The organism is Knoellia altitudinis, from assembly GCF_042666355.1.
GTDB lineage: Bacteria > Actinomycetota > Actinomycetes > Actinomycetales > Dermatophilaceae > Knoellia > Knoellia altitudinis.
Genome location: NZ_JBHTDK010000001.1, coordinates 518249 through 539455, shown reverse-complemented (window position 1 = coordinate 539455; position 21207 = coordinate 518249). Strand labels below are relative to the sequence as shown.

General features: G+C 69.8%; 16 protein-coding genes. 12 read left to right on the top strand and 4 right to left on the bottom strand.

The features are described from left to right. Positions 1 to 60 precede the first annotated feature (60 nt). The 12 genes from ACFQW8_RS02430 to ACFQW8_RS02375 all read left to right on the top strand — a co-directional run bounded on the left by ACFQW8_RS02430 (position 61) and on the right by ACFQW8_RS02375 (position 13859). The gene (locus ACFQW8_RS02430; protein WP_380085389.1) at positions 61 to 1245 is read left to right on the top strand and encodes a carbohydrate kinase family protein; all 1185 of its coding nucleotides are present in this window, start codon (positions 61 to 63) and stop codon (positions 1243 to 1245) included. Continuing rightward, a complete protein-coding gene (locus ACFQW8_RS02425) occupies positions 1242 to 2603 on the top strand; it encodes an extracellular solute-binding protein (protein ID WP_380085388.1) in 1362 nt (453 codons plus the stop codon). Before ACFQW8_RS02430 ends, ACFQW8_RS02425 begins: the two co-directional genes overlap by 4 nt. Next, positions 2603 to 3505: a carbohydrate ABC transporter permease gene (locus ACFQW8_RS02420; protein WP_380085387.1), complete on the top strand. Its 903-nt coding sequence runs from the start codon at positions 2603 to 2605 to the stop codon at positions 3503 to 3505. The genes ACFQW8_RS02425 and ACFQW8_RS02420 overlap by 1 nt, the downstream gene beginning before the upstream one ends. Continuing rightward, a complete protein-coding gene (locus ACFQW8_RS02415) occupies positions 3505 to 4308 on the top strand; it encodes a carbohydrate ABC transporter permease (protein WP_380085386.1) in 804 nt (267 codons plus the stop codon). The genes ACFQW8_RS02420 and ACFQW8_RS02415 overlap by 1 nt, the downstream gene beginning before the upstream one ends. Positions 4309 to 4424: 116 nt before the next feature. Beyond that, on the top strand, positions 4425 to 7154 hold the full coding sequence (locus ACFQW8_RS02410) for a sugar-binding protein (protein WP_380085385.1): 2730 nt from the start codon (positions 4425 to 4427) through the stop codon (positions 7152 to 7154). 62 nt (positions 7155 to 7216) lie between these two features. Next, positions 7217 to 7774 carry a MarR family winged helix-turn-helix transcriptional regulator gene (locus ACFQW8_RS02405; protein ID WP_380085384.1) on the top strand — a complete coding sequence of 186 codons (558 nt, stop codon included), beginning with the start codon at positions 7217 to 7219 and terminating at the stop codon, positions 7772 to 7774. A 134-nt stretch (positions 7775 to 7908) separates the two neighbouring features. Beyond that, positions 7909 to 8583 (top strand): hypothetical protein, encoded by a 675-nt coding sequence (locus ACFQW8_RS02400; RefSeq protein ID WP_380085383.1) that lies wholly within the window; start codon positions 7909 to 7911, stop codon positions 8581 to 8583. Next, positions 8580 to 9575, top strand: coding sequence for a hypothetical protein (locus ACFQW8_RS02395; protein WP_380085382.1), 996 nt, complete (start codon positions 8580 to 8582; stop codon positions 9573 to 9575). The genes ACFQW8_RS02400 and ACFQW8_RS02395 overlap by 4 nt, the downstream gene beginning before the upstream one ends. A gap of 112 nt (positions 9576 to 9687) precedes the next feature. Next, entirely contained in the window at positions 9688 to 10734 is a 1047-nt protein-coding gene (locus ACFQW8_RS02390; RefSeq protein WP_380085381.1) for a tetratricopeptide repeat protein, read from the top strand. 1 nt (position 10735) lies between these two features. Further along, on the top strand, positions 10736 to 11791 hold the full coding sequence (locus tag ACFQW8_RS02385; protein ID WP_380085380.1) for an alpha/beta hydrolase: 1056 nt from the start codon (positions 10736 to 10738) through the stop codon (positions 11789 to 11791). A gap of 5 nt (positions 11792 to 11796) precedes the next feature. Next, a complete protein-coding gene (locus ACFQW8_RS02380) occupies positions 11797 to 12543 on the top strand; it encodes an esterase family protein (RefSeq protein WP_380085379.1) in 747 nt (248 codons plus the stop codon). Positions 12544 to 12593: 50 nt separating this feature from the next. Continuing rightward, positions 12594 to 13859, top strand: a complete 1266-nt coding sequence (locus ACFQW8_RS02375; protein WP_380085378.1) for an ATP-grasp domain-containing protein — start codon at positions 12594 to 12596, stop codon at positions 13857 to 13859. 86 nt (positions 13860 to 13945) lie between these two features. Here the strand turns inward: ACFQW8_RS02375 and pgm are convergent, their stop codons facing one another. From pgm to treS, 4 genes are read right to left on the bottom strand one after another with little or no spacing between them, the layout of a single operon-like run. After that, positions 13946 to 15610 (bottom strand): phosphoglucomutase (alpha-D-glucose-1,6-bisphosphate-dependent), encoded by a 1665-nt coding sequence (pgm, locus tag ACFQW8_RS02370; RefSeq protein WP_380085377.1) that lies wholly within the window; start codon positions 15608 to 15610, stop codon positions 13946 to 13948. Next, positions 15607 to 17946 carry a 1,4-alpha-glucan branching protein GlgB gene (gene glgB, locus ACFQW8_RS02365; protein ID WP_380085376.1) on the bottom strand — a complete coding sequence of 780 codons (2340 nt, stop codon included), beginning with the start codon at positions 17944 to 17946 and terminating at the stop codon, positions 15607 to 15609. Before glgB ends, pgm begins: the two co-directional genes overlap by 4 nt. Next, positions 17943 to 19445: a maltokinase N-terminal cap-like domain-containing protein gene (locus tag ACFQW8_RS02360; RefSeq protein ID WP_380085375.1), complete on the bottom strand. Its 1503-nt coding sequence runs from the start codon at positions 19443 to 19445 to the stop codon at positions 17943 to 17945. The genes glgB and ACFQW8_RS02360 overlap by 4 nt, the downstream gene beginning before the upstream one ends. Then, entirely contained in the window at positions 19438 to 21204 is a 1767-nt protein-coding gene (gene treS / locus ACFQW8_RS02355; protein ID WP_380085374.1) for a maltose alpha-D-glucosyltransferase, read from the bottom strand. Before treS ends, ACFQW8_RS02360 begins: the two co-directional genes overlap by 8 nt. Positions 21205 to 21207: the final 3 nt, after the last annotated feature.

The window sequence follows — 21207 nt, the reverse complement described above, 5'->3', positions numbered from 1 at the left end:
ACGCACACATGAGCACGACAAGCGCGCAAAAACACGCAGATTCCCCTTGCGGTCGCGGCGATGTCGGGCAACGATGACGAGGTGCCGGTGGACCACCTCTTCGACCCCCTCGCGTCGCTGCGTCGCGACGACGACCCCGTCGTCGACGTCTTCGTGCAGGGCATGGTCTTCCTCGACATCATCTTCACGGGCCTGGCCGCGATGCCCAAGAGCGGCACCGAGGTCTGGGCCGACGGCATGGGCTCGTGCCCCGGCGGCATCGCCAACCTCGCCGTGGCCGCATCGCGCCTCGGGCTCAACACCTCGCTCGGTGCGGCCTTCGGTGACGACGACTACGGCGAGTTCTGCTGGCGCTCCCTCGAGCAGGAGCAGGTCGACCTGTCCCGCTCGGAGCGCTACCCGCACTGGCACACCCCCGTCACCGTGTCCGTGTCCGTCGGCGGGGACCGTCGGATGATCACGCACGGCCACGACGCCCCCCAGTCGGCCACCGAGATGATCGGGACGGTGCCACGGGCGCGGTCGGTGCTGCTCGACCTCGACGCCGACCGACCGCTCGGGCACGGCCACCCCGAACGCCAGTGGGCCGAGCAGGCGGCTGCCGAGGGCGCACTGCTCTTCGCCGACGTGGGCTGGGACCCCACCGGCAAGTGGTCGCCGGCCGTCCTCGCGCAGCTGCAGCACTGCCACGCCTTCATGCCCAACGCCGTGGAGGCCATGGCCTACACCCGCACCGACTCGGCGCACGACGCGCTCTATGCCCTCGCCGACCTCGTGCCCCTCGCTGTGGTCACCAACGGCCGGGACGGTGCGCTCGCCATCGACTCGGCGAGCGGCGAGGAGGCCTCCGTGCCCGCGCTGCGGGTCAACGCCATCGACCCCACGGGTGCCGGTGACGTGTTCGATGCGGGGATGCTCGTCGGCAGCCTCGCGCAGTGGCCCCTCCTGGACCGGATGAACTTCGCCACCCTCTGCTCGAGCCTGGCCGTGCAGGAGTTCGGTGGCTCGCTCGCCGCCCCGGGCTGGGGAGACCTCACCGACTGGTGGCAGCGGGTCCGTCGGCAACCCACCTCCAACGCCGCGGCCCGCTCGGTGCAGCGGCGGTTCGCCTTCCTCGACGATCTCGTCGCCGAGGTGCCGCCGGGCGCTGTGCGCCGTGCCGCCGCCACGATCGCCAAGCTGTCCGACGCCCAGGCTCCCGACACCCCACCCCCCTCCACACCGCTCATCGAGGAGACACCATGAACCGCACGCGCACCACCCTGGTCGCCCTCACCGTCGGCACCGGGCTCGCCCTGAGCGCCTGCGCCCCCGGTGGCTCCGGCTCTGGATCCGAGGGGTCGGCTGCGCCGGCCCCGGATGCGGTGAAGACCGACGCCGCCGCCCTCGGTGACGTCACCCTCACCGTCTGGGACCAGGAGGTGCGCGGGGGGCAGGCCAAGCAGATCGAGACGCTCAACGCCGATTTCCAGAAGAAGTACCCCAACATCAAGATCAAGCGCGTCTCCCGCTCCTTCGACGACCTCGTCAAGACGCTGCGGCTCGCGCTCACCGGCGCCGACGCACCCGATGTGGTCCAGGCCAACAACACCCGCTCGCAGATGGGTGAGTTCGTCAAGGCCAAGCAGCTCGTCAACCTCGATCCCTATGCCACGGCATACGGCTGGGACAAGCGCTATCCGGAGTCGGTGCGCAACGTCGCGTCGTACTCACCTGACGGCAAGACGTTCGGTTCGGGATCGCTCTTCGGTATGCCGCAGGTCGGCGAGGTCGTCGGCATCTTCTCCAACGAGGCCAAGCTCAAGACCCTCGGCATCAACCCGCCCAAGACCTGGGCCGAGTTCGACGCGGCGCTCGCGACGGCGAAGTCCAAGGGTGAGGTGCCGCTCGTCCTCGGCAACGTCGAGAAGTGGCCCGCCGGGCACGTCTTCGGCGTCGTCCAGGGGCGCTTCACCAAGGCCGAGGACATCCGCAAGCTCGGCTTCGGCCAGACCGGTGGCAACTGGGTGACTCCCGAGAACACCAAGGCCGCCCAGACGCTCGTCGACTACGTCGACAAGGGCTACTTCAGCCCCGGCTTCAACGGCCAGGACTACGACCCGGCATGGCAGGGGTTCACCAAGGGCAAGGGCGTCTTCCTCATCGCCGGGTCGTGGCTGCAGGCCGACCTGTCCGCGGCGATGAAGAGCGACGTCAGGTTCTCGTTGCCCCCGGCACCCGAGGCCGGCGGTGCGCCGGTGACCACCGGTGGCTCCGGACTGCCCTTCGCCATCACCGAGAAGGCCAAGAACAAGGACGCCGCGGCGGCATACATCAACTTCATCACCAGTCCGGAGGCGATGAAGGTGCTGGCCGACAACGGCAACCTCCCCGTCGTCGAGACCACGACCCAGAAGGCGCCCGACGCCCTGGGGACCGACGTCTTCGCCGCCTTCGGTGCGGTCTCGAAGGACAACGGTCTCGTGCCCTACCTCGACTGGGCGACCCCGACGATGGGCGACACCATGGGCGCCACCTTGCAGGACCTCCTGGCCAAGAAGGCCACCCCGGAGGAGGCCCTCGAGGCGCTGCAGAAGGACTACGGCGACTTCACCGCCAAGTGATGGGGTCCCGCACCTCCACGAGGGCGCTGGGACCGCCGGGAGAGCCCCGGCGCATCGGCTACCTCTATGTCCTCCCGGCGTTCCTCGTGTATGCCGCGTTCGCCCTCTACCCGTTGCTCAAGGCCGTCTACCTGTCGCTCTTCGACTGGGACGGGCTGACCGTCGGGACCTGGGCGGGGCTGTCGAACTATCAGGAGGTGCTGACCGACGAGCGCCTGCGGGCCTCCTTCGGCCACGCGCTCGTGCTCATGCTCTTCTTCGCGGTCATCCCGCTGCTGGTCGGTCTGGTGCTGGCCTCGATCCTGCACCGGGCGAGCGTGCGCGGCCTGGGCTTCTTCCGGACCGTCGTCTTCCTGCCGCAGGTCGTCGCCATGGTCGTCATCGCCGTGGCGTGGCGACGGATCTATGCGCCCGACGGGACGATCAACTCGGTCCTCACCGCCGTCGGCCTCGAGTCGTGGACGCGAGGATGGCTGGGGGAGTACGCCTTTGCGCTCCCCGCCGTCGGGCTGATCGGCACGTGGTTCGAGAGCGGGCTCGTCACCGTGCTGCTGCTCGCGGGGATGGCGCGGATCCCTCGCGACCTCTACGAAGCCGCACGGCTCGACGGCGCCGGCGCGGTGCGGGAGTTCTTCGCCGTGACCCTGCCGTCGGTGCGTGGCGAGATCGCGGTCGCCCTGACGCTCACCGTCATCGCGGCGCTCAAGACCTTCGACCTCATCTACATGACCACCTCGGGCGGGCCGGGGCACACGACGACGGTGCCGAGCTACGAGGTCTACCGGCAGGCCTTCGAGCTCGGGCAGGTCGGGCTCGCGTGCACCATCGGGGTCCTGCTCACCGTCATCATCTTCGCGATCAGCTTCGTCATCACTAGGGTCGGCGACAGGGTGGCCGACTGATGCGGGTCTCGACGTCCGAACGGACGATGAACTACGTCATCCTCACGGCCTTCGCCGTGTTCGCGATCTATCCGATCCTCAGCATCGTCATCGCCGGGCTGCAGCCCGATGCAGAGGCGCCGGGGGGACTGGGCAACCTCACCGCGGCGTGGGAGATCGGTCGATTCGGCAGCTACCTGCGCACGAGCCTGCTCGTGTCGGTCTTCGTGGTCACGGTGAGCACGGTGCTGTCGGTCCTTGCCGGGTTCGCCTTCGGGACGATGCGGTTCAGGGGAGCCTCCGCACTCTTCTACCTCATGCTCATCGGCATCATGATGCCGGCGGAGGCCATCGTCGTGCCCCTGTTCTTCGACCTTCGGGCCATTGGGCTCACCGACACCTTCTGGGCCATCGCCCTGCCGCAGGTGGCGCAGTCGGTGGCCTTCGGGACGTTCTGGCTGCGGGCGGCGTTCCGCTCGAGCTCACGCTCGCTCATCGAGGCCGCCCGCCTCGACGGGGCCTCGACACCGCGCATCCTCGGGCAGGTGCTCGTGCCGCTCGCCCGGCCGGCCATCGTCACGCTCGTCGTCCTGACCTTCATGTGGACCTGGAACGAGTTCCTCATCCCGCTCGTGATGATCCCGACCAACGAGGCCCTGCGCACCGCGCCTCTGGGACTCGGGTTCTTCTCGGGGCAGTACACCCAGGGCTACGCGCTGCTCGCGGCCGGAGCGACGATCGTCGCCCTGCCCGTCGTCATCGTCTACCTCTTCCTCCAGCGGCACTTCATCGCCGGGATGCTCGAGGGGGCGGTCAAGGACTGACACCTGCCACCGCCCCCTCAGTGCTCGCGGGGACGACGGCTCACACACCACCAGCGGGCACCCCTCGATGGAGAGATCACATGTCAGGAACTGCAGGCAGAAGCAGGTTCACCGCAGTGGCCACCCTGGTCGCCGCCCTCGCCCTCCCGGGCTCCGCCGTGGCGGCTCCAGGAGCCGGCGTCGAGCGGGGACCACGACCGCCAGATGCCACCACCTCCTCCGGTCCACCCGCAGACCTCGACGCGATGTTCATCGGCGCCCATCCGGACGACGAGGCCGGGACGCTGTCGACCTTCGGGCAGTGGGACAGCGACCACGACGTGCAGACCGGGGTCATCACGATCACGCGCGGAGAGGGCGGCGGCAACGCCGTCGGCCCCGAGGAGGGGCCTGCGCTGGGGCTCATCCGTGAGCGCGAGGAGCGGGCTGCCGTCGCCAAGGGCGGCATCACCGACATCTACAACCTCGACGAGGTCGACTTCTACTACACCGTCTCCGAGCCCCTCACGGCCCAGGTCTGGGACCACGACGAGACCTTGGCCAAGACCGTGCGCATCCTGCGCCAGACCCGCCCCGAGGTCCTCGTGACCATGAACCCGGCGCCGTCTCCCGGGCAGCACGGCAACCACCAGGAGTCGGCGCGGATCGCCGTCGAGGCCTACCGCGCCGCGGGCGACCCGTCCCGCTTCCCCGAGCAGATCACCCGAGAAGGCCTCAAGCCGTTCTCGCCGGACCGCATCCTCCTACGCGCCGCCACCGGCACCAGCGCCAACGGACCGGGCTGCGCCAAGGCGTTCGTGCCGGCCGACCCGAGCCAGACGATCTATGGCGTGTGGTCCGGGACCGCCTCTCCCGACGGACGCACCTGGGCAGCCGTCGAGCGCGACGCCCAGCGTGAGTACGCCTCGCAGGGGTGGGCCGGCTTCCCCGACGTCTCCACCAACCCGGCGCAGCTCGGGTGTGATCACCTCACCCTCGTGGACTCACGAACTCCGGTGCCGCAGTGGGGATCCGACGCGGCATACACCAACCATGCCCCGCTCGACGGCTCCCTCGTCGCGATCCCCGGCGGCCTGCCGCTCGGGAGCGGCATGACGGTCGACACCGACCGGTTCCGCGTCCTTCCCGGTGCGCCGTTCACCGTGACCGTCGGCGCGTCCGCGCCGGAGGGGGCTGCCCTTGGTGCGAGCACCGCGCGGCTCGAGCTCCCGGCGGGCTGGACCGTCACCGGCAACGGCTCGCTCGGCACGATCAGCCCCGGGGCGGGCGCCAGGACCACCTTCACCGTCACCCCCGCTGCCGGTGCAGCCGTCGACACCAGGGTGCGCATCAAGGCGTTCGTCGAGTCCGCAGGTCGTGTCGGCTACCAGGACGAGCCGGTGCTGGTGAGCGCACCCGTCACCGCCACGCAGCAGCTGTTGCCGCAGGTGGAGCAGTTCCGGGAGTGGGCGCACGAGGTGGATGCCGAGGCCTTCGCCGACATCGTGCGACCGGTCCTCACGCTCGCCTCCGGTGGAACCCGGCCGGTCGACGTCGTCGTGATGAACCACAGCGCGACCACCCAGTCCGGCACGGTGACCCCGACGCCGCCCGCAGGGTTCACGATGAGCCCGGCCACAGCGGCATACAGCGGGCTCGCCCCCGGCGCGCGGACCACGGTGCGGTTCACCGCGGTCAACACCGACACCTCGCTCAAGACCTCCGTCGAGGGCGGCGTGGCCGGCGACCACCTCTACTCGATCGCGGCCACCAGCACGACGGCGACGGGCACGACGCAACAGGCATTCGAGCTCGTCCCGACGAGCGTGGTCCCGCAGGCGTCCACCGCACCGACCGTCGATGGTGTCGTGAGTGCCGGAGAGTATGCCGGTCCCGTCCTCGACGTCTCCCGACGCTGGGAGGGCGAGGCCTGCACCTCCGACGCAGACTGCTCGGCCACGGCCCAGGTGACCTGGCGCGACGACACGCTCTTCGTCGCCGTCACGGTCAAGGACGACGTGCGCGGGACGCCGCTCGCGGCGAGCGACTGCAAGCGGCACTGGCGCACCGACTCCGTCGAGATCGCCATCGACCCGCGCGGCACGTCCGAGAACACCTCGACGACCTTCAAGGCGGCGATCCTGCCGTGGACGGCCGAGGGTGGGCCCTGCTACCTGCGCGATGCCGACGCCCACCAGGGCGACGGGCCGGTGACGGCGCCCGGGATGAAGGTCGCGTCGAAGGTGACGCAGCCATACACCGGCTACGTCGTCGAGACCGCGATCCCGATGTCGCTCCTGCCGAGCGCCGTCGACCCGGCCCACATGGGGCTTAACGTCCTGCCCTACGACTCCGACACGCAGGACAAGACCGGACAGACCCGTCTCGGCTGGTCCGTCTGGGGCGGCGTCCAGGGCGACCCCTACCGCTGGGGTGACGTCTCGCTCGAGGGCTACGTCCCGCCGGCCGGTCGTCCCACGACCCCGGCGGACCCGGTCATCCCGACCGAGGCACTGCAGTCGGTCGACTCGCCGCAGTCCATCGAGCAGGCGGTGCGCACCAACGTCGCGCTGGCCGGGCGTCCGTCGTCGACGACCGCCGAGGCCGGATGGGTCGAGAAGGCCAAGCTGCGTGGTGACACCGTCGAGCTGAGACTGCGGGTCAACGACCCGGGCACGGCGCACGTGACCGTTCGCGACGCCGACGGCATCGTCGGGCAGGTCGTGGCCCCCGTCGCCGAGAGCCGCTCGGGGCTGGTCACCGTCTCGGTCCCGCTGACCCGTGACCTCGCCGGCCCGGCGCGGGCACTCGTCGGCTGGGACGACGGAGCCGGTGGCACGTTCTCGTCGCTCGTCGCGGTGAAGTGAGGCGGTGCTGACCCGATCGACGTGCTGAGTCCTGGGAGGGCACGGGCGGCTAGCGTGCTCCTGTGCCCAAGGACCTCAAGCTGCCCTTCGACCCCATCGCGCGTGCCGGCGAGCTCTGGCGCGCGCGATGGGGCGAGCAGAGCCAGGCCACGCCCATGGCCACCGCCACGTCGATCATGCGCGTGCAGCAGCTCCTCATCAGCGAGTTCGACGCCATTGCCGCCAGGCACGAGCTGACCTTCGCGCGCTACGAGGCGCTCGTGCTGCTCGCCTTCAGCCGGGAGGGCAGGTTGTCGATGGGGCGCATCGGGGAGCGGCTCATGGTGCACCCCACGAGTGCCACCAACATCGTGCAGCGACTGGCCGCCCAGGGCTTCGTCGAGCGCGTCGCGAACCCTGCCGACCGGCGAGGCGCCTTCGCTGTGATCACGGACACCGGCCGGGCGGCGATGGAGGCCACGACGGCCGACCTGGAGGCGGCCCAGTTCGGACTCGGGATGCTCGGCGGCGATGAGCAGAAGGCGCTGTTCTCCCTGCTCAGGGACGTGCGGGTGGCTGCCGGTGACTTCGTCGACGACACGGCCCCCGTCGCATCGGACGGGCGGTCCACGCAGGGTTGACGGGCGCGTGGCGTGGCTGAGGTGGCCCATCGCGATTTGGCTCCCGGACACTCCTTTGTCATGGTGGAGAGCAGCCCGTGACCGGATCGAGACATGTCGGCACGCCTCCCACGCTCCAAACCAAAGGACCTTGCATGCCCACGCTCGCCAAGCGGGTCGTCGGCGGTCTCCTCGCCCTCCTCGGCCTGGTGCTCACCGTCGTCGGCCTCTGGTACGCCCTCCACCTCGGTGGCAGTGGTACCGCGACCTTCTCCACGCAGGCCTCCGTCACCACTCCGGTGCTCGTCCCCCAGACGGTCCTCAACCGCGTCGACGGTGCCGTCCGGGTCACCGCGACCCCCAGCAAGGGGGGCACCGTCTGGCTTGCCGCCGCCGCACCCTCCGACGCCGCGGCCGTCCTCGCGAAGGCGGAGCACGCGACCGTGACCGGCGTGAGCACACGACCGTGGCAGCTCAAGAGCACCACCTCCGGAGGCGGCAACGCTCCGGCCCTCTCCGGCACGGACGTGTGGCGCGACACCGACACCGGCGACGCCGACGCCCCCGTGTCGATGACCATCGAGCAGGCCAACGCACCCGAGACCGTCATCGCCCAGGCGACACAGGGTCAGATCGAGCGGATCGACCTCACCTGGGAGCGCAAGTCCTGGTTCGTCCAGTCGGTCATCGCCGCCCTCGTCGGGCTCTTCCTGCTGCTCAGCGGGCTCAGCCTCCTGTGGAGCTCACGCCAACGGTCCGACCACCCGCATCCCGAGGACCGTGAGACCACGCGTCCCCTTCCGGCGACCCACGAGGGGGAGACCGCATGAACCGCCGCACCTTCACCACCCCGCTCGTCGGTCTGGTCCTCGCCGTCGGCCTCACCGGCTGCGGAGTCGGCAGCAGCATCGTCGGTGTCCGCGACGCACCTGCCGAGCGGACGGATGGGGCACCCCTGAACCTCGAAGGCGCCACCAGCGTCGCCGCCCGCGTCCTCGACGACGCAGTGGCTGCTCGTGCGGCCAAGGGCGCAGAGGCCGCCAAGGTCCAGCCGACCGTGCTGGCCGATGCCGCGCTCGCGCAGGCGCAGGCCGCGACCAAGATCGGCGCCGCGACCTCGACCGACCCGCTCCAGAGGGCGAGCGACCCCAAGGTCGTGGCCATCTCGCGCGGCAAGGAGTGGCCGCGGGCCATCCTCGTCGGCACCCTCGACCAAGCCAGCAAGACCCAGACGCTGCACGTCCTCATGTCGAGCGCCGCGGCTCAACCCTTCAAGGTCCACGCCTCCGTCCCCATGCTTCCGGGCACGAGCGTGCCTGCGCTGGGTGACCTCGCAGCGGGCGTCCGCCTCATCGAGCCCACGGACAAGGCGGGCGCACCCCTCGCCCCTGCTGGGGCGCTCACGGCCTACGCCGCCGCGCTGAACTATCCGAAACCAGTCGCGAACAAGGCCGTCGGAACGAGCGACGCCTACGCCACGGCCCTGCGCACCTCGGCCGCCAGCCAGGTCAAGGCGCTCGGTGCACTGGCGTCCTTCACCCAGGCACACGCTCCCGTGCCCAAGAACTCCATCGCGTTCGCCCTGGCGGACGGCGGCACGGTGACCTTCGGCCAGCTCACCCGCCGGGACGTCATCACGGCCAGCGCCGGGGCCAAGGAGCTCGTCATCCCGGCCAGCTACAGCAAGCTCGTCGGCAAGAGCAAGGCCACCAAGAACATCGTCATCAACAGCCTCGAGCAGCTCGTCATGGTCGTCCCCGCCAAGGGTGCTGCCACGGTGGTCGGTGCGGACGAGCAGATCGTCTCGGCCACGGCCCAGTGACCTGCCCCGCCTGACCCCTCGGCCCGCTGCGACCTGGCCCGGGACGACATCGCCTGCCCGCTCCCGTGCCCTCCGGCACGGGACCGGGTCGCCCTTTGAGAGACTGGTCGACATGAGCACCACCCCCACTCCTCCCTCCGGCGCTCGCGGCGCCATCGACCTCTCCGCTCTCGCCTCCGGGCCGAGGACCACGGGCCCCGCAGGCTCGGCAGGCTCCGCAGGTTCACCGGCACCCGGAGCGCCGGCGGCACCGGGAGGATCCGCGGCCTCCGTCCCCGCCGGTGTGCCCGGTGACGCCCCAGCACTGCCAGCCGGCGTCCTCGTCTCAGTCGACGACGCCAGCTTCTCCGAGGTGATGAACCGGACCCTCCAGGTCCCGGCCGTCCTCGTCCTCTGGTCCTCGGCGCACGAGCAGACCGTGGGCCTGGCCGAGCGTGTGGCCGCCGTCGCCGCCAAGCTCGAGGGACGAGTCTTCGTCATCTCGGCCGACGTCCAGACCTCACCCGCCATCCTCCAGGCGTTCCAGCCGGTCATCGTGCAGGCCTTCGGACAGCTGAGCGTGCCGGTGACGTTCGGACTGCTCCAGGGTCAGCCGGTGCCGCTCTTCCCCGGTGTGCCCCAGGACGACGAGATCCGGGTCGTCCTCGACCAGCTCGTCCAGGCCGCCGTCCAGAACGGCATCACCGGCCGGGTCGACCTCGGCCCGATCGCGGATGGCGCTGGGGGCGAGGACGAGCAGCCGGCGCTTCCGCCACTCATCCAGGAGGCCTACGACGCGATCGACGCGGGTGACCTCGAAGGTGCCGTGGCGGCATACGAGAAGGCCCTTGCGGCGAACCCCAAGGACCACGAGGCCGAGCTGGGGCTCGCCCAGGTGAAGCTCATGCTGCGCACCGACGGTCTCGACGTCCAGGCTGCCCGCGCGGCGGCCGCGGAGTCCCCCGAGGACGTCGACGCGCAGATCGCCGTCGCCGACCTCGACATCCTCGGTGGCCACGTCGCCGACGCCTTCACGCGGCTCATCGACACGGTCAAGGCGACCGAGGGCGACGACCGCGACAAGGCCCGGACGCACCTGCTCGAGCTCTTCAACGTCGTCGGGAACCACGACGAGCGCGTGCGCAAGGGCCGCACCGCGCTCATGAACGCCCTCTTCTGAGGTGCCACCCAAACTGCTTGATGACCACGTCCGCTTCCGGTGTGTCCCCGAGGCCGGCGACGTGGTCTCGGTCGTGCTCGACTGCGACCCGGTCATCCCGGGTGATCGCGAGTTCAGTCTCGTCGACGGCGTCTGGGAGCTGGCCCTGCCGCGCCCGGACCTCCAGCGCATCGAGTACCGCTTCACCGTGACCCGAACCGCGACGGACGACGTCGCCGCCGAGACGATCCTCGACCCGGACAACAGCCTTGTTGTCGAGACCGCCTTCGGCTCACGTTCCGTGATGCGGATGCCGGGGTATGCCGTGCCGTCCTGGCTGTCTGCACCCTCCGTGGTCGGTGGCTTCACCCCGATGTCACTCGAGGGTGAGACCACGGACGACGTGCCGGTGACCGTGTGGGCGCCGGAGGGGAGCGAGGAGCTGGCACTGCCGCTCCTCCTTGTCCACGACGGCCCCGAGTACGACCAGCTGGCCTCCATCACGCAGTACTCAGGAGCGATGATCGCGTCCGGGGTGCTGCCGCCGCACCGGGTGGCGCTGGTGCATCCTGTGCTTCGTGACGCGTGGTACTCCGGGTCGCCCAAGTATCTGAGAACCATTGCGGGAGAGGGGATTGCGCGACTCCACGACCAGGCACCGATCGCCGGTCCGGTGGTCGTCATGGGGGCCAGCCTTGGAGGTCTCACGGCCCTGCTCGTCGGGCTGCTCGACGTCGATGACATCGGTGGGGTCTTCTCCCAGTCGGGGTCGTTCTTCCATGCTCGCCTCGATGAACAGGAGAGCTCCTACAAGTACTTCGGGCGGATCTCACGCCGGGTTCAGGAGATTCTCGACACTCGGTCCACGGCCCGGCCATTGCGGATCGGGCTGACCTGCGGTTCTCTCGAGGAGAACGCCGCCAACAACCGGGTGATGGCCGCTGCGCTGCGGCGGGCGGGGCACGACGTCACCCACACCGAGGTCCGCGACCTCCACAACTACACGGCCTGGCGCGACGCGCTCGACCCGCATCTGACCGAGGTGTTGCGGGACGTGTGGGGGAACGCGCAAGGATAGGGCCCATGCACCGCGCCGACGTCCGCCTCCGAGTGCCCGGGCACGAGGCCGACCTCAGGGTGGTGCGTCACGGTCACCACGGCCGACCGTTGCTGGCCTTCCCCAGCGAGGGCGGGAGCGCGGCCGACTTCGAGGACCGCGGCATGCTCCACGCCATCGGCGACCTGGTCGAGGCCGGCCGGGTGAGCGTCTTCGCGGTCGACTCGCTGGACGGTTGGACGTGGTCCGACAACTCCGTGCCGACCGACGAGCGGGCCGCTCGCCACAGCGCCTACCACTCGTGGGTCGAGCAGGCCGTCGTCCCATGGATCCTCGACCAGACGAGCCAGGAGTCCGAGCTCATCACCTGCGGAGTCTCGCTCGGCGCCTATCACGCGGTGCAGTTCGCCCTTCAGCGCGCCGACCTGGCACCACTGGCCATCGGGCTCTCCGGCAACTACGACCCGACGACGTGGAACTCGTGGGGCGACCTCGGTGACGCGACCTACTTCGCCAACCCCACGGCATACCTCCCGGGTCTGGACGGTGACCACCTCGCGTGGCTCCGTGAGCGCCTGTCGATCCTGCTCGTCGTGGGGGAGGGGCCGTTCGAGGTCAGTCCCACGGGGGCGTTGCCGTCGACTCGTGCCTTTGCGGATCTGCTGTCGCAGAGGGGGATTCGCCACGAGCTCGACGTCTGGGGACATGACTCCGCCCACGACTGGCCATGGTGGCACCGGCAGCTCGCTCACCACCTCCCACGATTCGTCTGACCGGCTGGAACATCACGACCATCTGCAACACGGACAACGAAGGGACGCACATGGCTCCGAAGACGGACCACCTGATCGGGCTCCTGCTGGGAGCGGAGGACGACTGGCCGACCGCCTTCGAGGCCATGGCGCGGCGCCTCGGTGTGATCCGCACCGCCGACGGGGCCGACCACCGGGTGACGACGGAGCGGCTCTCGATCGAGCCGTTCAACCTGCGTGACCGCCCGCGCCAGGACCTCGTCATCGACCGCCTCGCGCACTGGTACTACCACCCCCGTGAGTGGCTCAAGAAGGTCTCGCTCATGGACGACGTCTACCTGCTCAACAGCCCGTTCACGTTCCAGTCCATGGAGAAGCACTCGGCCTACTGCGCGCTCATGCGGCTCGGGATGCACGTGCCCGACACCGTGCTCGTGCCCTACAAGAACCCGGTCGACAACGCGCGCTGGGCCTACACGTCGAGCCGCTACAACCAGCAGTTCGACCTTGCCGGGATCGCCGAGGAGATCGGCTACCCGCTCTTCATGAAGCCGTTCGACGGTGGCGCGTGGCGCGGCGTCTCGATGATCAAGGACCGCGAGGCGCTGCACCAGGCCTACGACGAGTCCGGCGAGATGCTCATGCACCTGCAGAAGTCGGTCGACGGGTTCGAGGTGTTTGCCAGGGCGCTCACCATCGGGCCCGAGACGATGGTCATGAACTTCCGACCGGACGAGCCGATGCACAACCGCTACGCCGTCGACCACGGCTTCCTGTCCGAGGACACCGGGCGCGAGGCGATCACCATCGCGCAGACCGTCAACGCGTTCTTCCGGTGGGAGTTCAACTCGTGCGAGATGCTCGTGCGCGACGGGGTCGTCCACCCCATCGACTACGCGAACGCGTGCCCCGACGTCGCGGTCACCTCGCTGCACTACTACTTCCCGTGGGCGATGAAGGCACTGCTGCGGTGGTCGGTCTACTGCACCGTCACGGGTCGCAGGGCCCGCACCCAGGTCGACACCGACCCCTGGTTCGCGATCGCCGACGACGAGGCGCTCGACTACCGGGGCAAGCTCGCCGCATACCAAGGTCTCTCGGACGACTACTTCGAGAGCGAGAAGTACGCCGAGTTCTGCGCGACCTCACTGCCGCACGTCGACGAGATGGTGCACGAGTGGATCGGCTCCGACGAGTTCAGCACCCTGCTCCGCTCGACCATCCACCAGACCTACCCGCCGCACGAGTGGGAGAAGTTCGAGGGACACTTCGGCGGCCTGCTCGGCATGTGGCTCACCGACGAGCAGCACCGCCTGACCTCCCCGACCTCGTCCTGAGGTGAGCCGCCCCGAGCGAGCCGCACCATGGTGAGCCGACCACCCATGGGTGGTCGGCTCACCGACTTCTGACTCGCTCGCTGACGTCAGGTGCCGAGGGCGGCGGAGACGACGTCCTTGGCCTCGGCCTGGACCTGGGCGAGGTGCTCGGGGCCCTTGAAGGACTCGGCGTAGATCTTGTAGACGTCTTCCGTGCCGCTCGGGCGGGCCGCGAACCACGCCGACTCGGTGACGACCTTGAGGCCACCGATGGCCGCGCCGTTGCCGGGCGCCTCGGTGAGCTTGGCCGTGATCGCCTCTCCCGCAAGGGATTCGGCGGTCACGGCGTCGGGGGAGAGGGCGGCCAGCCGGGCCTTCTGCTCGCGATCCGCCGGTGCGTCGATGCGCGCGTATGCCGGCGTGCCGTGTCGCGCAGTCAGCTCGCCATAGTGCTCGCTGGGGCTCTTGCCCGTGGCGGCGAGGATCTCGGAGGCGAGCAGGGCGAGGATGATGCCGTCCTTGTCGGTGGTCCACACGGATCCGTCCATCCGCAGGAACGAGGCACCGGCCGACTCCTCGCCGCCGAAGGGACCCGACCCGTCGAGCAGTCCCGGCACGAACCACTTGAAGCCCACCGGGACCTCGACGAGGCGGCGTCCGAGGTCGGCTGCCACCCGGTCGATCATCGAGCTCGAGACGAGGGTCTTGCCGACATAGCCGTCGTCGCGCCACTGGGGGCGGGCGCCGCCGTAGAGGTACTGGATCGCGACGGCGAGGTAGTGGTTGGGGTTCATCAGCCCGGCGTCGGGCGTGACGATGCCGTGGCGGTCCGCATCAGCGTCGTTGCCCGTGGCGATGTCGTACTCGTCCTTGCGACCGATGAGCGAGGCCATCGCCGACGGTGAGGAGCAGTCCATCCGGATCTTGCCGTCCCAGTCGAGCGTCATGAACCGCCAGGTCGCATCGACGAGGGGGTTGACGACGGTGAGGTCGATGCCGTGCCGGTCGGCGATGGCACCCCAGTAGTCCACGGCTGCACCACCGAGCGGGTCGGCACCGATGCGGACGCCGGCCTCCTTGATGCGTGCCAGGTCCACGACCGACGGGAGGTCAGCGACGTAGGTGCCCATGAAGTCGTACGCCGTGGCGCTGGCTCGCGCGCGTGAGAACGGGATCCGCTTCACGTGCTTGAGGCCACCCCTGATGAGCGCGTTGGCCCTCGCAGCAATGGTCTTCGTGGCTTCGGAGTCGGCTGGGCCGCCGTGCGGCGGGTTGTACTTGAAGCCACCGTCGTAGGGCGGGTTGTGCGACGGGGTGACGACGATGCCGTCCGCGAGACCGGCACCGGACGGCATACCGTCGACCCCGGTGACCTTGCCCCGGTTGGCGACGAGGATGGCGTGCGACACCGCAGGGGTGGGGGTGAAGCGGTCGGCGGAGTCGACGAGCACCGTGACGTCGTTCGCGACGAGGACCTCGAGCGCCGAAGCCCACGCCGGCTCCGACAGCCCGTGGGTGTCCCGGCCGAGGAAGAGCGGCCCGTCGAAGCCCCGGGACGTGCGGTAGTCGACGATCGCCTGCGTCGTCGCGAGGATGTGGTCCTCGTTGAACGCCGTGTCGAGCGACGAACCGCGGTGCCCCGAGGTGCCGAACGCGACCTGCTGGTCGATGTCGTCGGGATCCGGCTTCAGCGAGTAGTAGGCCGTGACGAGGTGCGCCACGTCGACGAGGTCGGACGGCTGGGCGAGCTGTCCTGCACGCGAATCGGTCACGAGACTTCCTCCTTGGTGACGGGCGCCGCCTCGACGGCCGGTGCCGCTGCGTCGGCCGGTTCCGCTGCGACGGCCGGTGCCGCTGCGACGGCCGGTGCCGCCTCGACGGTCGGCGCCGCCTCGACGGTCGGCGCCGGTGCGTCGACCACGGGTGCGAGGTAGAGCGAGGTGAGGCCGGCGAGGCGGACCGTGACGTGGAAGGGCTGGTTGTTCCAGGGCTCCTCGACCGCGTCGAGCTCCAGCCCGGCCTGGCTGGGCGTGCCGTGCTGGTCGTACCCGCTGGTGTCGAGCAGCACCTGCCACCGGCCACCGCGAGGCACGCCGACGCGCAGCCACTCCTTGGAGTCGCCACCGAAGTTGACGACCGCCGCGACGACGTCGCCGCCCTGCCGTGAGGCGTCCTCGAACCGGACGAAGGAGTAGGTGTTGCCCTCGTTGTCGTCGGCGTCGAGCCACTCGAAGCCTGCGGGCTGTGAGTCGAGCGCCCACAGGGCCGGGTGGGCCTGGTAGAGCCGGTTGAGCTCCTTGACGAGGTTGTGGACGCGGTAGTGGCCGGGCTGGTCGAGGAGCCACCAGTCGAGCGACCTGCCGTCGCCCCACTCGCTGGGCTGCGCGAACTCGCACCCCATGAAGAGGAGCTGCTTGCCGGGGTGCGCCCACATGTAGGCGAGGAAGGCCCGCACGGTCGCGAGCTGCTCGGTCCGGTTGCCCGGAGCCTTGTTGACGAGCGAGCCCTTGCCGTGGACGACCTCGTCGTGGCTGATCGGCAGGACGTAGTTCTCGCTGAACGCATACATGAGCGCGAAGGTGAGCAGACCGTGGTGGTGCTGCCGGTCGATCGGCTTCTGGCCGAGGTAGCGCAGCGAGTCGTTCATCCAGCCCATGTTCCACTTCAGCCCGAACCCGAGACCGCCGCCACTCGTCGCCTTGGTGACACCCGGCCACGAGGTGGACTCCTCGGCGATGGTCACGATGCCCGGGACCCGCTTGTATGCCGTGGCGTTGGTCTCCTGGAGCAGGCCGATGGCCTCGAGGTGCTCGCGTCCGCCGTGGACGTTGGGGAGCCACTCGCCGTCGTTGCGGGAGTAGTCGAGGTAGAGCATCGACGCCACCGCATCGACGCGCAGCCCGTCGATGTGGAACTCCTCGAGCCAGTAGAGCGCGTTGGCCACGAGGAAGTTGCGCACCTCGAGCCGGCCGAAGTCGAAGATGTGCGTGCCCCAGTCGGGCTGGTCGCCGCGCCGCGGGTCCGGGTGCTCGTAGAGGGGCAGGCCGTCGAAGCGGGCCAACGCCCACTCGTCACGCGGGAAGTGCCCCGGCACCCAGTCGAGGATGACGCCGATGCCGGCCTGGTGCAGCGTGTCCACGAGGAACTTGAAGTCGTCGGGGGTCCCGAAGCGCGAGGTGGGGGCGTAGTAGCCCGTCACCTGGTAGCCCCAGGACGGGCCGTAGGGGTGCTCCATGACCGGCAGCAGCTCGACGTGGGTGAACCCGAGGTCCACGACGTAGTTGACGAGGTGCTCGGCCAGCTCGCGGTAGGAGAGTCCCTGGCGCCACGAACCCAGGTGCACCTCGTAGACGCTCATCGGTCCGCTGTGCGGGTTGGCCTGCGACCGTGCCGTCATCCACGACGTGTCGGCCCACTCGTGCTCGGCCTCGTCGACGACCGAGCCGGTCAGCGGCGGGACCTCGGTGCGGCGCGCCATGGGGTCGGCCTTGGCGCGCACGATGTCGTCGGCGCCGCGGATCTCGTACTTGTAGATGGAGCCCGCCCCGATCTCGGGGATGAACAGCTCCCAGACACCGCTCGTGCCGATGAGCCGCATCGGGTGGACCCGTCCGTCCCACCCGTTGAAGTCACCGACGACGCGCACCGCCTTGGCGCGCGGTGCCCAAACCGCGAACGACGTCCCGCGCACGGTCCCCAGCGGGCCGGCATACTCATGCACCCTGGCTCCGAGCACGGTCCACAGCTGCTCGTGCCGCCCCTCGCCCACGAGGTGGAGGTCGATCTCGCCCAAGGTGGGGGCAAAGCGGTAGGGGTCGTCCTGGAGGTGCTCGACACCGTCGGCCCACGCGACGAGCAGCCGGTAGTCCATGGTCCGCGTCGTGCCCTCACGGACGGCGGTCCACACGCCCTCGGCCTCGTGCTCGAGAGCGAGCTCCTCGCCGTCCTCGAAGCGCACCCGCACCGAGCTCGCCATCGGGCGCAGGGCGCGGATGCGCAGCCCACCGTCCTCGAGGTGCTGGCCGAGGAGGTCGTGAGGTTGCTGGTGTCGCCCCTGGATGAGGGCGCTAATCGCGCCGCCGACTTCGTGGGCGGGGGTCGGGGTCACGGGGTGTCCTCCTGGTGGGTCGTGGTGGCGGGCCGGCTGGGGTTGAAGCCGGCAGCCAGTCGTTCGATGGCGGCGAGCGGGATGTCGACCCACGACGGTCGGTTGCGGACCTCGTAGACGACTTCGTACATCGCCTTGTCGAGCTCGAAGGCGGCGAGCAGCGCGGGGCGCGCACGAGGGTCCTCACCGGCGGTGGCGGCATAGCCGTCGAGGAAGGCCTGCTGCGACGCCGACACCCACTCGCGCGCCGACGCCCCGGTCGAGTGCTCGACCGACCCGCCCGCGTAGTCGAAGCTGCGGAGCATCCCGGCGATGTCGCGGATGCGCTGGTCGGGCTGGGTGCGCTCCGCGAGAGGGCGCAGCGGCTCTCCCTCGAAGTCGAGGAGGATCCAACCACCGTCAGGGGTGTGCAGCACCTGGCCCAGGTGGTAGTCGCCATGGATCCGTTGCAGCGCAGGCCAGCTGACGTTCACGGCGGCGTCGAAGATCGCGGCGACGGCTTCGTCGTGGTCGTGCAGGGCGCCCACGTCGTCGGCGGCGGCGGCGTAGCGCTCACGCATGCCCTCGACGATCTCGCGGGCGACGTCGGGGCTCGTCTCGGTCGTGCCGAAGGCGTTCGCGAGCATCGCGTGGACCTCAGCCGTGGCGGCGCCGAGAGCCCGCGCCGCAGCGCCGAAGTCCTCGCCCGAGCGCACGGCTTCGAGGGCCACGCGCCAGGCGTCCTCGACACCGGGGAGGAACTCCTGGGCGAAGACGAAGTGCCCGTATGCCGTGCGCTCACCTGCCGTCGTCGTCGCGGTGTCGGCCACCTCGTCGGAGGAGAGCGGCTCGGGCCACTGCCCGGCCACCGAACCGACGACGGCCGGGACGCGCCGGGACCCGTGCTCGACCAGAGCCGACTGAAGGACGACGTCGGGGTTCTCGCCGGCGGACAGCATCCGGAAGATCTTGACGATGACCGGCACGAGCGCGCCGGAGTCGTCGACGCACTGGAGGATGACGGAGGTGTTGGACTGCTCACCGGAGAGCACCTTGGCATCGTGCACGGTGACGTCGCGTGACCAGGCACGGCCGGGAGTCGCGACGACGGTGTCGTCGAACGCATCACTTGCGGCACTGGACTCCGCACGCACCCTGCCCTGGATGAGCTCGAGGAGCTGGGCGGCATACACGGGGTCGTGGGGTGCGTCGTAGACCCAACGGGTGCCGAGGACGGAGTGCTCGGTGACGCCGACGAGCGCCGGCTCGAGCCCGGGCACAGCCACCGGTCGATAGGTGAGCGGCACCTGGTAGGTGATGGGGGAGGGGCCGGAGTCGTCCGCGACGATCAGCACCTCGACGCCGACGTCACCAGCGGGGTCGCCCAGTCTCCACGACGCGAGGCGACGCAGCGACGGAGAGGTGCCCTTGCCGGCATACCAGCGTTGTTGGCCCATCCAGGCCTCGAGGAGCTCGAGCTTGGTCGGCGTGATGCTGGCGCCCTTGTGGATCTCAGCCATGGCCCGGTGACTCCCGATGGCCCAATGACTCCCGAGAGCCCGACGACTCGCGCCGGCTCTCGTCACCGACGCGCAGCCAGAAGAAGTCGCGGCTGCCCATGGTGAAGGTGACCCGACCGTCGGCGGCGATCCACGGGAAGTTGGCGCCGCCGAAGAGGTCGAAGAGCTCGTTCTCGCCCAGGTGCTCGGGCACCTGCACCGTCGCCGCCTGGGGCTTGTCCGACAGGTTGTTGACGCAGAGCAGGGTCTCTCCACGGCTGTCGCGGTTGCCGGCCCACGAGCGGGTGTAGGCGAGGATCGACTCGTTGTCGGTCGGCACGATCTCGAAGTCGCCGAGGCCGAACGCGGGGTGGAGTCGTCGCACGCCCAGCATGCCGCGCAGCCAGTGCAGGAGCGAGTGGCCCGTCGCCATCTGGGCCTCGACGTTGACCCCGTTGTAGTGGTAGACGAGCGAGGAGATCACCGGGAGGTAGAGCTTGCCCGGGTCGGCCTCGGAGAAGCCGGCGTTGCGGTCGGGGGTCCACTGCATCGGCGTCCGCACGGCGTCGCGGTCGGTGAGCCAGATGTTGTCGCCCATCCCGATCTCGTCGCCGTAGTAGAGGCAGGGAGAGCCGGGCAGCGACAGCAGGAGCGCGTGGATGAGCTCGATCTCGGGGCGGGAGTTGTCGAGCAGGGGCGAGAGACGGCGCCGGATGCCCACGTTGGCCCGCATGCGGGGGTCGGGGGCGTACCAGGCGTACATCGTGGCGCGCTGCTCCGGCGTCACCATCTCGAGCGTCAGCTCGTCGTGGTTGCGCAGGAACGTGCCCCACTGCGTCCCGGGCGGGATGTCCGGAGTCGAGGCCAGCACGTCGATGATCGGCTGGGCGAGCTGGTCGCGCATCGCGTAGTAGAGCATCGGCATGACCGGGAAGTGGAAGCACATCTGGCACTCGGGTGCGTCCTCGGTGCCGAAGTAGTCGACGACGTCGGCCGGGGGCTGGTTGGCCTCGGCGAGGAGGATGCGCCCGGGGTACTCCTCGTCGACCATCTTGCGGAGCTTGGCGAGGAACGCGTGGGTCTTGGGGTGGTTCTCGCCGTTGTGGCCCTCCTCCTCGTAGAGGTAGGGGACGGCGTCGAGGCGGAAGCCGTCGATCCCCATGTCCATCCAGAAGCGGACGACCTCGAACATCGCCTCGTGGACGGCGGGGTTCTCGAAGTTGAGGTCCGGCTGGTGGCCGAAGAAGCGGTGCCAGAAGAACTGCCGCCGGATGGGGTCGAAGGTCCAGTTCGACGTCTCGGTGTCGATGAAGATGATCCGGGCGTCGGTGTACTTGTCGTCGGTGTCCGACCAGACGTAGAAGTCGCCGTAGGGGCCGTCCGGTTCGCTGCGCGACGCCTGGAACCACGGGTGCTGGTCGCTCGTGTGGTTCATGACGAAGTCGGTGATGATCCGGATGCCGCGGGCGTGGGCCTCGGTGATGAGCTGCTGGAACTCCGGCAGCGTCCCGAACTCGGGCAGCACCTGGGTGTAGTCGGCGATGTCGTAGCCACCGTCCCGGAGCGGGCTGGCATAGAACGGCGGCAGCCAGAGGCAGTCGACGCCGAGCCACTGGAGGTAGTCGAGCCGGTTGATGACCCCTTGGAAGTCACCGGCCCCGGAGCCGTTGGAGTCGCCGAACGCTCGCACGAGCACCTCGTAGAACACCGCGGTCTTGAACCATTCGGGATCGTGCTTGAGCCCCGGCTGGTGCAGGCCAAGTCCTTGCGTGGTGGTCACTCG